Source organism: Caulobacter sp. B11 (assembly GCF_002737765.1).
Classification (GTDB): domain Bacteria; phylum Pseudomonadota; class Alphaproteobacteria; order Caulobacterales; family Caulobacteraceae; genus Caulobacter.
In genome coordinates, this window is the sequence record NZ_PEGG01000120.1 from 1 (window position 1) to 12087 (window position 12087).

The window sequence follows — 12087 nt, forward strand, 5'->3', positions numbered from 1 at the left end:
GCGGAATTCTCGGGCGGCAAGCCGGTCTCGTCGATCAGCGACACCCATACCTTCACCAACGATTTCGGCGCGACGCTCGAGCATAGCGGCTTCGAGCGCCTGACCTACGCCCAGTCGATGAAGTGGTACGGCAGCGACAAGCCCGACACCCGCAACCCGATCAAGATGCAGGACGTCTCCGAGCACTTCCGCGAGGGCGGCTTTGGCCTGTTCGCCAAGATCCTCGGCGCCGATCCGAAGAACGCCATCTGGGCGATCCCGGCCCCGACCGGCGGCAACCGCGCCTTCTGCGACCGCATGAACAGCTGGGCCCAGGGCGAAGGCCAGCCGGGCCTGGGTTACATCTTCTGGCGCGCCGCCGACGAACACGGCAATGAAGAGGGCGCCGCAGGCCCGATCGCCAAGAACATTGGCGACGAGCGTTCGGCCGCCATCGCTGCTCAGCTGGGCCTGAAGACCGGCGACGCCGCCTTCTTCGTGGCCGGCGATCCGGCCGTGTTCGCCAAGTTCGCCGGCCTGGCCCGCACCCGGGTCGGGGCCGAGCTGAAGCTGGTCGACGAGAACCAGTTCAAGTTCTGCTGGATCGTCGACTTCCCGATGTTCGAGTGGAACGAGGACGAAAAGCGCGTCGACTTCTCGCACAACCCGTTCTCGATGCCGCAGGGCGGTTTGGAGGCCCTGGAAACCCAGGACCCGCTGACCATCCGCGCCTATCAGTACGACATCGTGTGCAACGGCTATGAGCTGTGCTCGGGCGCGATCCGGAACCACAAGCCCGAGATCATGCTCAAGGCCTTCGAGACCGCCGGCTACGGCGCCGAGGTGGTCGAGGAGCAGTTCGGCGGCATGCTCAACGCCTTCCGCTATGGCGCCCCGCCGCACGGCGGTCTGGCCCCTGGCATCGACCGCATCGTCATGCTGCTGGCCGAGCAGGTCGCCATTCGCGAGGTCATCGCCTTCCCGCTGAACCAGCAGGGCCAGGACCTGCTGATGAACGCCCCGGCCGAGGCCCAGGAGCGTCAGTACAAGGAACTGCACATCCGCTCGGCCCCGCCGATCAAGATCTAGGCTCAGCCTGGTCGGGGGCCTCGCGGCCCCGCCGCGGACCTAAAAAAAGCCCTCCGATCCCGCTGGATCGGAGGGCTTTTGTTTCGCGACGACCGCCGCCTTACTCTTTCGGCGGCTTGGGTGGGGCAGGCGGCTTGGGCGGGCGGGGCGCGGCCCAGGCGGTGGCCCTCTGGGCCTCGGCGGCGGCGGCGCGAGCGGCCTCGGCCCGGGCCCGGATCACATCGGCCTTGGCGCGGTTGAAATCGACCACCACCCGGATGTCGCGGCCGCGGCACGGCCGGACCACCAGCCCGCGGGGCAGGCGGGTGCCGGCGTCGCCGCAGGCCTCGTCGAGTTGATCCTGGTCCAGACCCAAGGCGCCCGACAGGTCGGCGCCGCCAAGCATGGCGCCGGGCAGCTCGACGCCGCGCAGATTGGCGCCGGTGAACACCGCGCCGCGCAGGGTGGCGCCGTTGAACTCGGCGCCGCGCATGTCGGCTCCGTCGAAGCGGCCGCCGCTCAGATTGGCGTTGTTGAACTCGGTGTTGCGGAAATTGCCGCCCCGGCCATTGACCGAGGCCAGATTGGCGCCGTTCAGCTCGCTGGAGGACAGGTTGGCCTTGCTCAGATTGGCGCCCAGCAGATTGGCGCCATGCAGCTCGGCCGACGACAGGTCCACCCGGGTCAGGTTGGCGCCCTGGAAGTTGGCGCCGCTGCTTTCAACGCCTGACAGATGGGCGTCGGTGAAATTGGCGTTGGTGAAATTGGCGCCGCGCATCTCGGCCCCCCGCAGGTCGGCGCGGGTCAGGTCGGCATTGGCGAAGTTGGAGCCGTAGAAGGCCGCGCCGCGCAGGTCCGAACCGATCAGGATGGCGTTGGCGAAATTAGCGCCGGTGAACTGGGCGCCGGTCAGCTTGCGGCCGGCCAGTTCGCACCGCACGCACATGCCGCCGAACGAGGTCAGCTTGGCCACGTCGCGCTCGTCATTGGGCGCGGCGTAGGCTTGGCTGAACAGACCGCTCAGGGCCAGGCTCAGAACAGCAATGGAAATGCCCAATCGGGACATTGGCGCCTCCTTCGGACCGAACACTACGCGGCCCTATGGACAAGGATTTGGGGTGCGAACGCCGCGGGCGCCACTTAAATCGCGGTAATGACGGTAGTTTAACGACAGGCCGGCACGCTCAAGCCGCGCGGCAAACGCGTGGAGTCGTCACCGCAAGCACGGTTGAGTTGAGCCTGGGTGAGACCGGCGGCGCGATCCAGCTCGGCCCCCGAAAGGTTGAGGCCCATCAGGTTCGCGCCCCGAAACCGGGCGCCTTGCAGATAGGCCCCGACAAAGCTGGCGTTGGTCAGGTTGGCGCCGCTGAAGTCGCCGCCGCCGAAGACGCCGCCATAGGCGTTGACGTCCCGAAGGTCGGCGCCGGTGAAGCGCACCCGGTTCATCACCGAGAGGCTGAGGTCGGCCTGGCGCAGACGGGCCCCGGCCAGGTTTCGGCCGCGCAAGGTCAGGCCGGAAAGGTCGGCCTGGAACAGGTTGCAGCGGGGACAGTGGGCGCCGGCCCGAACCTGGGCGATCTGACCGGCGTTCTGGGCCAGGGCCGGCGACGAAAGGGCCAACAGGGCGAGGGCGAGGAGGGCGATCGGTTTCATTCTGGCACGCGTCTTTCGAGAAGGGCGAGATTCACCCTTACCGCCGCAATCTTAAGGCCATGCGAACGATCAGCCGGTCGTCTCGCTGCCGGAACGGTCGGCCTGGGCCCCGCAGCTGTCACAGACCGTCAGGCCGCCGCGCTGGCTCAGAGCCATGTCTCCGCAGGCCGGACAGATATCGGCGTCGCCGGCCCGAACGCGGGCCTCCTCGCTCTTGCGCCCGCCGAACGGCAGGAAGACCAGGTTGTCGGGGGCCGCGCCGCGCGAGAAGCCCTTGGAAATGAACTTGCTGGCCGGCAGCGGCGCGGCCTCGACGACGACCTCGGGGGCGTTGTCGCCGCGTCCCAGGCCGTCGGCGTGGAACTCGGCCGGATCGGCATTGGCCAAGTCGTCGCGGCCGAGATAGGACACGCCCAGTTCGCGGAAGACGTAGTCGAGGATCGAGGTGGCCGAGCGGATCGAGTCATTGCCGGTGACTGGCCCGGCCGGTTCGAACTTGGTGAACACGAAGGCGTCGACAAAGTCGTCCAGCGGCACGCCGTGCTGCAGGCCCAGAGACACGGCGATGGCGAAATTGTTCATCAGGCTGCGGAAAGCGGCGCCCTCCTTGTGCATGTCGATGAAGATCTCGCCGACTTCGCCGTCCTCGTACTCGCCGGTATGCAGATAGACCTTGTGACCGCCGACCGAAGCCTTCTGAATATAGCCTTTGCGGCGATCCGGCAGCTTGCGGCGGGCCCGGTCGCGCTCGACGATCTTCTCGACGACCCGCTCGGTGACGATCGCTTCACGGGGCGCCTCGACGGGCTCCTCCGGGAGCTCAAGGCGGAAATCGGCGGGCGGGGCGGCGCGATGCAACCGCAGGGCGCGTATCCCGGTCCGCGCGGCGGCGGCCTGAAGCCGAACAGCGTCCACCGGCCGGGCGTCGAACGCCACGGGCAGGACCACGGGAACGGGAAGGCAGGCGAAGGTCTCGACGGCCGCGATCATGGCCATCTGGTCCGCCAGCATGGGGGCCTCGACCGACTGGAACACCGCACGGATTTCCGCCGTCAGATCCTGGCAATCAGCCAGCCCGCCCGCGCCCAGGGCGTGCTGCTCTGCGGCGCGGATTTCCTCGGGCGAGAAGCCCGCGAAGGCCAGGGTGTCGAAATCCGGCTGCAGCAGGGCCTGGGCCGGCGCGCCCAGCACGTCGCGAAGGAAGCCCGCGCCGATCACGGCGGGCGCGAAGGCCTTGCGAAGATCCGAGGTCGAGCGCAGCTCATCCTCAACGCGTTCGATCTCATGCGCTGTGAACCCGCGGGCCTGCAGCATGACGTGATCGATCGCCGGCGCATCGGCCAGGGAACCGTGGCCGAGCGCGTGGCGGCGGGCCGCGTCGATGTCGGAATCGCTTGCCGAAAGACAGAGGAAGGTCGCGGCGCTGAAGGTCGGCGTCAGCAGGCCGTCGGCCGTCTGGGTGCTCTCGACCGGCGCGGCGGCGCCGACCCAGCCCATGGCCCGGCCGCCGAGGCGCAGGGCGGCCTCGCGATCCTCGAAGGCGGCCACGAGACCGCAGGACCGCAGGCCCTGCCGCTTGGCCAGGTCGTGGGCCGTGGCCAGGGCCGCGGCGGCTTCCGCGGCCAGGGGCGAGCCCAGGGCGGCGGCGCGCCCACGGCGGTCGGCCAGGCCGCGCAGCACCATTTGACGGTCCTGGGCGAAGGCCGGGTCAACGCCGAGGGACGCGGCCGTCTCGGCGCTGGCGGCGAGGGCCGCGCCGACGGCCAGGGCCCAGAGGGCGGCGGCGGCGTCACGCCCTTCGGCGCTCGCCAGGCAAAGCCCCTGGGCCAGCAGCCAGTCGCCGACGCCCGCGAGCCCGATCATGGCCCGCGCGTCCTGTCGCTCGATGTCCAGCGCCGTGGTCCAGATGTGGATGGCGTCGGTGAAGCCCCGAACGTCAAAGGCGTCGCCGGACTGAAACGCCGAGGCGTCGATGGCGGCGCCGAACGCCGCGCCCAGCGACAGGGCCTCGGCGTCCTGCGGGCTCAGGGCCAGGCTCAGGGCGCCGGTTTCCCAACCGACCTGAGCGGCGAAGCTGGCATGATCATCGCCCGCGCTGACCGATTGCCGCGCGGCCGAGGCGACGAGCGCCTCCTGCAGCCCGGGGGCGTTGTCGCACCCCGGCGATCGCGGCGCGCCAGCCAAGGCGATGGCGTCCGAAATCATCCGGTCATTCGCCCCCAGGTCCCGGGCGCGACGAGCCGCGCGGGCCAGGGCGCTGTTCTTGCGGGGGTCGGCGCAGGCCTTGGCGTCGCCGTGGCAGCGCAGCACCGCGTCGGCGACCTGGGTCAGGGCGGCGTCCAGCCGAGCGACAGCCTGGGCGGCGAGCTTCTGGCCGCGGTCACGAGACCGAAGCCCCTCGGCGGCCTGGCGAAATTCGATCTCGCCGATATCCGCCAGAGCCTGCAGCCCCGAGGGCGGGCGGGCAGGGGTGGCGACACCGGCCAGCATGCTGTTCAGCAGGGCGTCGCGGAAAGCGCAGGCCTCCGCCGCGTCGGTGAAGACGCCCTTGGCCAGTCCGCTCTGGGCGAGCTGTTCGGCATATCGAGCGGGTCCGCCGCCCAGGGGCGCCTGCGGATCAAGGGGCGCTCCCGCCCAGTCCAGCCAGGCCTCCAGGCGCGCGTCGGTCCAGCCGGACGGGGCCAGGACATCGATGACGGCGTTGCTGCGCTCGAGAGTCCTCCGGCTCATTCCCGCGGGCAGATCGGCATTTCCGGGAAGGGTGCGCATGAGCGATTCCAGGGCAAGACGCCACGAGGCCTTCAATCTAGAGCGACGTCCATCGCCCTTCAATAGATGTTGGGGTGCGAAGCGACGACATCCACAAGATGTTGAAATCTGACCTTCGGGCTCGTGCTGGACGCTGCCGAGCGCGGGCCCTATAGTCCGGCGGCTTGGCCGTGCGTCGCATGGCTCTGGACGTCCATGAATTTTCGGGTGCGAACGTAGTGCTGAAAGCGATCTTTACCTGGTGGAACGGCGCGACCCTCGGGCAGCGTTTCCACATCAATCGTCGTGGCGTGTTTGTCGGCCAGGACGACTACGGCAATCGCTATTTCGAGGCCCGCGACGCCAGCGACAGCTACGATGCGCACAAGCGCCGTTGGGTCATCTATGACGGCTATGCCGAGGCGTCCAAGGTGCCGCCCGAATGGAGCGGCTGGCTGCACTATACCTTCGAAGAGCCGCCGACGATCGCGCCGTTGCCACGTCAGGCCTGGGAGAAGGATCACCATCCGAACCTGACCGGCACGGTCCATGCCTGGCGTCCCAAGGGCTCGATTTCGCGCGGCGGCCAGCGGGCCATCGCTTCCAGTGACTACAAGCCCTGGTCCCCCGAATAGTATGACCGCGCGGCGCGAGACCTGGGCTAAGGCCGGACTGATCCTGGCGATCAGCGCGGCGGGCGCCGTCGGGGGTACAGCCCTCGCGCGCCAGACCGCGCCCCAGGCGCCGTCCAGCGCGACCCCGGCCCCGGCCCAGACCGCGCCCTTGGCCCCTATCCCCCGACCGGTCCAGCCTCAGCCGGGGCCGATCGCGGCCACGCCCCGGCCCGCCACGCCGGGCGTCACGGACGCCGTCGCGACGCCCGCCGAGGTCAAGCCCGAGCCGGTCAAGCCCGTCAAGGCGACGACGGCCAAGCCTGGCGCGCCAACCGCCGCCACGACAAGCCGGTCGAGGCCGTCAAGCGGGGCCGATCCGCCGTAGCCATCATGCAGGCTCTGGACAAGGTGACGACTGAGACGATGCGCTTCGAGGCGCCCGTCGGCCAGCCGATCCGCTACAAGACCCTGATCTTCACCGTTCGCGCCTGCGAAACCACGGCCGCTGACGAAGTGGCGCCGGATTCGGCGGCCTATATGACGGTGGACACCCAGCCCAAGGCGCTCCCGGGGCGGGTCGCACCTCCGGGACGCCAGGTCTATAAGGGCTGGATGTACGCCAATTCGCCGGGTCTCAATCCTCTGCAGCACCCGGTCTATGACGCCTGGCTGATCGCCTGCAAGACCTCGTCGCCGGTCGCTCCGGCCGCCAAGCGATAGAAGTCCGCCGGCGCGGCCCAGGCCCGCGCCAATCGTCGGCGATAGTCGGCGCGGGTGATTTCCGTCGTGCCGAACTGTTCGAGATGCTCGGTGATGAACTGGGTGTCGAGCAGGCGATAGTCCCCCGTCACAGCCGCGCCACCAGATGGATCAGCGCCACCTTGCTGGCGTCCCGCCGTCTCGAGAACATGCTCTCGCCAAAGAAGGCCGCGCCATGGGCGACGCCATACAGGCCGCCCACCAGCTCATCGCCCTGCCAGCACTCAACGCTGTGCGCCTGGCCCCGGGCGAACAGCTGTCCGTACAGCCGCTGGATGGGATTGTTTGATCCAGGTCTCCAGCCGCCCGGGCCGCGACTCGGCGCAGGCCTCGACCACGGCGTCGAAGGCGGTGTCGATCCGGACCTCGTAGGGATTGGCGCGGATCGTCCGCGCAAGCCGACGCGGGATGTGGACGCCGTCAAGCGGCAGCACGCCGCGACGTTCGGGATCGATCAGAAAGATGCTGTCGTCGGCGCGAGCGTCGGCCATCGGAAAGACGCCGCGCGCATAGCAGGCGATGAGATCATCGACCGTGAAGGCGTCATCCATGGATGTCGATCAGTCCTCGCCTGTGGCGGGGCCCGCCATTCGCCGTCCCCCGGATACGGTCCGGGGACGGCGTAGGAGCCTCTAGCCCTGCGCCTTGATCCAGCGCTCGAGCCAGTGGATGTCATAGTCGCCGGCCAAGATGTCGGGCTGGACCAGAAGGTCCTGGAACAGCGGGATCGTGGTCTCGATACCGCCCACGACCATCTCGCCCAGGCACCGCTTGAGGCGCGCGATACATTCCTGGCGATCACGGCCATGAACGATCAGCTTGCCGATCAGGCTGTCGTAATAGGGCGGGATCGCGTAGCCGGTATAGATCGCCGAATCGAGACGAACGCCCAGGCCGCCGGGGGCATGGAAGTCGGTGATCGTGCCGGGCGACGGGGTGAAGGTGCGGGCGTTCTCGGCATTGATCCGGCACTCGATCGCGTGGCCTTCGAACACGACGTCCGCCTGGGTGAACGACAGGGGCAGGCCGGCGGCGATGCGGATCTGTTCGCGCACTAGGTCGATGCCGGTGATGGCTTCGGTGACCGGGTGTTCGACCTGCAGGCGGGTGTTCATCTCGATGAAGAAGAACTCGCCGTTTTCCCACAGGAACTCGATGGTGCCGACGCCGAGATAGCCAATGGCCGCGACGGCGTCGACGACGATCTTTCCGATCTTGGCCCGGTCGGCGGCGCCGAGGGCGGGCGAGGGGGCCTCTTCCAGCACCTTCTGGTGACGACGCTGCAGCGAGCAGTCGCGCTCGCCCAGATGCACCACATTGCCGTGGCTGTCGGCGATCACCTGAATCTCGATGTGACGCGGCTTCTGGAGGTAGCGCTCCATATAGACCGTGTCATCGCCAAAACGCGGCGCGGGCCTCGGCGCGAGCCGTGGAGACGGCCTCGGCCAGATCCTCGCGGGTCTGGGCCACCTTCATGCCGCGCCCGCCGCCACCCGAGGCGGCCTTGATCAGCACGGGGAAGCCGATCTTGTCGGCGGCCTCAAAGGCCTCTTCCTCGTGGCGACGCCGCCCGTCGGAGCCCGGGCACGACGGGGATGCCGGCGTCCTTCACGGCCTGTTTGGCGGTGATCTTGTCGCCATCAGCCGAATGTGCTCCGGCTTGGGTCCAATGAAGGTGAAGCCGTGGGCGTTGACGATCTCGGCGAAACGGGCGTTTTCCGAGAGGAAGCCATAGCCCGGGTGGCACGGCTGGGCGCCGGTGATCTCGCAGGCGGCGATGATCGACGGATGTTCAGGTAGCTCTTGGCGGCGGGGGCGGGGCCGATGCAGACGCTTTCGTCCGCCAGGCGCACCCACATGGAATCGGCGTCGGCTTCGGAGTGAACCGCCACGGTGGCGATGCCCATTTCCTTGCAGGCGCGGTGAACCCGAAGGGCGATTTCGCCTCGGTTCGCGATGAGGATCTTGTCGAACATCACGCCTACTCGATGATCACGAGTGGTTCGCCGAACTCGACGGGCTGGCCATCGCCGATCAGGATCTCGACGACCTTACCGGCCTTGGTCGAGGCGATCGGGTTCATGGTCTTCATCGCTTCGACAATCAGCAGGGTCTGGCCCGCGCTGACCGTGTCACCGACCTTGATGAAGGCGTCGGCGCCCGGCTGGGGCGACAGATAGGCGGTGCCGACCATCGGCGACTTGACGGTGTCGCCGGCCGGGCGGGCGGCGGGCGCGGCCGGGCGGCGACCGCTTCGACCACTGGCGCGGCGACCGGCGCCGCCATCGGGGCGGCCATGGCGGCAGGAGCCTGAACATAGGTGTGGGCGGCGGTCACGGTCAGCTCACGCGCCACCCGGATCTTCAGACCCGCATGTTCGACTTCAATTTCGCTCAGGCCCGTGTCCTTGAGGATGTCGGCCAGCTTGCGGACCAGGCGGGCGTCGATCGACGGAGTCTCGACCGGATCGGCGGGGGCCTTGGAATTAGACATTGAAGCTTACCTTATGGTTCGAAGCCGGGCGGGCCCGGGGCTCAGTTGGCGCCGATCAGGCCGGCAGCGGCCTCGATCGCCAGTTCATAGCTCGCCGCGCCGAACCCGGACACGATGCCGGTCGCCGCGAGCGAAACGAAGGTGTGACGGCGGAAATCTTCTCGTGCCGCAGGGTTGGACAGGTGACACTCGATGATCGGGATGTTCAAGGCCTTGAGGGCGTCGAGCAGGGCGATCGAGGTGTGGCCGTAGCCGGCGGGATTGATCACCAGGGCGCAGGCGTCCAGCCGGGCTTCATGAACCCAGTCGATCAGGACACCCTCGTGATTGCTTTGCCGAAAGACCACGGAGAGGCCTCGCGCCGCCGCCCGCGCCTCACAGCGCGTACGGACATCGTCGAGCGTGTCCTTACCGTAGATCTCGGGCTCACGCGTTCCCAACAGGTTGAGATTGGGGCCGCTCAGCACATGGATCGGTTTTACCATTCGGCTCCGCCGTCGATTCCGCAGGTCTTGTATAGCCGGTTCAGCCGGGTCACAAGCGGGGCGCGGTTCCGGAGGGAAGATGAAGCTGCTGCTGAACGGTGAAGAGCGGGTTTTCGAGGCGGTCAGCACCCTGGCCGACCTGGTGGAAAACCTCGGCCTGGACCCGCGCAAGGTCGCCGTGGAGCGCAATCTGGAGATCGCGCCGCGCTCGACCTATGGGCAGACACAGCTGGCCGATGGCGACCGGATCGAGATCGTGACCTTCATCGGCGGCGGTTGATCGCCGTCGTCTTCGGGTTTGAAACCGCCGCTGCCCGGGCGTAAACCCGAGCCATGAACGCGCATGTCCCCCCCGAATCCGCCACGGCCGCTCCAGACGACACCTGGACCGTCGCCGGCCGCACCTTCACCTCGCGGCTGATCGTCGGCACTGGCAAGTACAAGGACTACGCCACCAACGCCGCGGCGGCGCGGGCGGCAGGGGCGCAGATCGTCACCGTGGCGGTGCGCCGCGTCAACCTGACCGACCCGACCCAGCCGCTGCTGATCGACTACGTCAAGCCGTCCGAATTCACCTATCTGCCCAATACCGCCGGCTGTTTTACCGGCGAGGACGCGGTGCGCACCCTGCGCCTGGCCCGTGAAGCCGGCGGCTGGGACCTCGTGAAGCTGGAAGTCCTGAGCGATCCCAAGACCCTCTACCCGGACATGGAAGAAACCCTGCGCTCTCTGAAGCTGCTGGTCGCCGAGGGTTTCCAGGTGATGGTCTATTGTTCGGACGACCCGGTCTATTGCCGCAAGCTTGAAGAGGCCGGGGCCGTGGCGATCATGCCGCTGGGCGCGCCGATCGGCTCGGGCCTGGGCATCCAGAACCGGGTCAACCTGCGGATCATCATCGAGAACGCCGGCGTGCCGGTGCTGGTCGACGCCGGCGTGGGCACCGCCTCGGATGCGGCCATCGGCATGGAGCTGGGCTGCGACGCCATCCTGATGAACACCGCCATCGCCGAGGCCAAGGATCCGATCCGCATGGCCCGCGCGATGAAGCACGCGGTCATAGCGGGCCGTGAAGCCTATCTGGCGGGCCGCATGCAGAAGCGGCTCTATGCCGATCCCAGCTCGCCTCTGGGCGGCCTGATCTAGGCCTTACGCGACCGCGCCAGCCGGGCCTCGTCGATCGCCCGTCGCAGCGCCTGCATGTCGGCGCCGGGGATGATCTTGTCGCCAATGATGAAGGCCGGGGTGCCTTCGATCGCCAGGGCCTGGGCCAGGCCATGCACATCGGCCAGATGCTGGCTGACCGCTTCGGCTTCGCCAGCCGTCTTGGCCTTGTCGACATCGACGCCAATCTCGCGGGCGATCCGCAGGGCGGCGGCCATGTCGAGGCTCTTCTCGGCCATCAGTCGCTGATGCAGCACCAGCGACTTGCCCTGGCTGCGGGCGCCGAGAAAGATCCGGGCGGCGGCTTCGGAGTCGCGACCGAAGATCACGAAGTCCTTGAACACGAACCGCACATCGGGATTGGCCTGGATCAGCTTGACCACCTCGGGCGCCGCCAGCTTGCAGTAGCTGCAGCGATAGTCGAAGAACTCGACGACGGTGATCGTCCCGGCCGGATTGGCGACGAAATCTCGCGGATCACGCTCGAGCGCCTGGCGGTACTGGCCTAGTGACGCCCGGGCCTTCACGGCCGCCTGAATCTTTTGCTTCTCCTCAAGCTTGGCCGAGACCTCGACCAGGACTTCAGGGTGTTCGAGCAGATAGGCCCGAACCTTCTGGCCGAAGGCTTCGTCGGTCCTGGGCTGGGCGCAGGCGTTAAGCGCCAGGGTCGAGGCGAGGGCGACAGCGACCGTGAGGGTGCGAGCAAGCATGGTTTTCAAATCTCTGAGGCGATCGTCGGCGACGGGCGCTAGCGCTGGAAAGTCGTGGAGCCTTCCTTGGCCAGGTCCTTGAGGTCCTGGTCGGAGGGCTTGGAGGTCAGGACAATATCGGTGGCGCGCCGCCAGTCCGGCGTGTCCTTCTTCAGCAGTTCGCGGGCCCGCATGGCGAAAACCCGCGCCTCCTGCGGCGCGCCCATCGCGAAATACTGCTCGGCGGTGGCCAGACGGGCCGGGCCGGGCTGGCCAAGCTTGTCATAGGCCTGGGCCAGCAGGCGCCAGGCGACCGCGTTGTCGCCTTCATTGATCAGGGAGCGCTTCAGCTCGCCGATGCCTTCCTCGACCTTTCTGGGATCATCCAGGCCGATCAGGGTCTGACCCAGATTGACCCGAAGCAGGGCGGCGTCGGGA

General features: G+C 68.1%; 11 protein-coding genes and 4 pseudogenes. 6 read left to right on the top strand and 9 right to left on the bottom strand.

The features are described from left to right. Window positions 1-1068 (top strand): amino acid--tRNA ligase-related protein (locus tag CSW58_RS06315; protein ID WP_304441633.1); only part of this gene is annotated, 1068 nt, incomplete at its 5' end. Window positions 1069-1168: 100 nt separating this feature from the next. On the opposite strand, the gene CSW58_RS06320 is transcribed toward CSW58_RS06315, so the two are convergent. The 3 genes from CSW58_RS06320 to CSW58_RS06330 all read right to left on the bottom strand — a co-directional run bounded on the left by CSW58_RS06320 (window position 1169) and on the right by CSW58_RS06330 (window position 5469). Beyond that, window positions 1169-2113 (bottom strand): pentapeptide repeat-containing protein, encoded by a 945-nt coding sequence (locus tag CSW58_RS06320; protein ID WP_099446717.1) that lies wholly within the window; start codon window positions 2111-2113, stop codon window positions 1169-1171. A 98-nt stretch (window positions 2114-2211) separates the two neighbouring features. Beyond that, entirely contained in the window at window positions 2212-2700 is a 489-nt protein-coding gene (locus CSW58_RS06325) for a pentapeptide repeat-containing protein (RefSeq protein ID WP_099446718.1), read from the bottom strand. A 69-nt stretch (window positions 2701-2769) separates the two neighbouring features. After that, window positions 2770-5469: a ribonucleotide reductase gene (locus CSW58_RS06330; protein ID WP_099446724.1), complete on the bottom strand. Its 2700-nt coding sequence runs from the start codon at window positions 5467-5469 to the stop codon at window positions 2770-2772. 218 nt (window positions 5470-5687) lie between these two features. Here CSW58_RS06330 and CSW58_RS06335 point away from each other — a divergent pair, with 218 nt between their 5' ends. The 3 genes from CSW58_RS06335 to CSW58_RS15010 are packed head-to-tail and all read left to right on the top strand — an operon-like array spanning window position 5688 to window position 6782. After that, window positions 5688-6083, top strand: a complete 396-nt coding sequence (locus CSW58_RS06335; RefSeq protein WP_099446719.1) for an NADH:ubiquinone oxidoreductase subunit NDUFA12 — start codon at window positions 5688-5690, stop codon at window positions 6081-6083. Between the two features lies 1 nt (window position 6084). Continuing rightward, window positions 6085-6447, top strand: coding sequence for a hypothetical protein (locus tag CSW58_RS15005; protein WP_236627683.1), 363 nt, complete (start codon window positions 6085-6087; stop codon window positions 6445-6447). Window positions 6448-6470: 23 nt separating this feature from the next. Further along, the gene (locus tag CSW58_RS15010; protein WP_236627684.1) at window positions 6471-6782 is read left to right on the top strand and encodes a DUF2155 domain-containing protein; all 312 of its coding nucleotides are present in this window, start codon (window positions 6471-6473) and stop codon (window positions 6780-6782) included. Here CSW58_RS15010 and aat read toward each other — a convergent pair. The 4 genes and pseudogenes from aat to CSW58_RS06360 all read right to left on the bottom strand — a co-directional run bounded on the left by aat (window position 6719) and on the right by CSW58_RS06360 (window position 9799). Next, window positions 6719-7372: pseudogene (aat, locus tag CSW58_RS06345) on the bottom strand (leucyl/phenylalanyl-tRNA--protein transferase). The gene CSW58_RS15010 and the pseudogene aat overlap by 64 nt on opposite strands. 81 nt (window positions 7373-7453) lie before the next feature. Next, window positions 7454-8797 (bottom strand): annotated as a pseudogene (gene accC / locus CSW58_RS06350) (acetyl-CoA carboxylase biotin carboxylase subunit). Between the two features lie 5 nt (window positions 8798-8802). Continuing rightward, a pseudogene (gene accB / locus CSW58_RS06355) lies at window positions 8803-9314 on the bottom strand (acetyl-CoA carboxylase biotin carboxyl carrier protein). A 41-nt stretch (window positions 9315-9355) separates the two neighbouring features. Next, entirely contained in the window at window positions 9356-9799 is a 444-nt protein-coding gene (locus CSW58_RS06360) for a type II 3-dehydroquinate dehydratase (protein ID WP_099446720.1), read from the bottom strand. 79 nt (window positions 9800-9878) lie between these two features. Here CSW58_RS06360 and thiS point away from each other — a divergent pair, with 79 nt between their 5' ends. Continuing rightward, window positions 9879-10079 carry a sulfur carrier protein ThiS gene (gene thiS, locus CSW58_RS06365; RefSeq protein ID WP_099446721.1) on the top strand — a complete coding sequence of 67 codons (201 nt, stop codon included), beginning with the start codon at window positions 9879-9881 and terminating at the stop codon, window positions 10077-10079. Window positions 10080-10132: 53 nt separating this feature from the next. Then, window positions 10133-10942, top strand: a complete 810-nt coding sequence (locus CSW58_RS06370) for a thiazole synthase (RefSeq protein WP_099446722.1) — start codon at window positions 10133-10135, stop codon at window positions 10940-10942. On the opposite strand, the gene CSW58_RS06375 is transcribed toward CSW58_RS06370, so the two are convergent. After that, entirely contained in the window at window positions 10939-11670 is a 732-nt protein-coding gene (locus CSW58_RS06375) for a DsbA family protein (RefSeq protein WP_099446723.1), read from the bottom strand. The two genes, CSW58_RS06370 and CSW58_RS06375, sit on opposite strands and share 4 nt — an antisense overlap. Before the next feature lie 38 nt (window positions 11671-11708). Then, window positions 11709-12087 (bottom strand): annotated as a pseudogene (locus tag CSW58_RS06380) (M48 family peptidase); the annotation flags it as partial.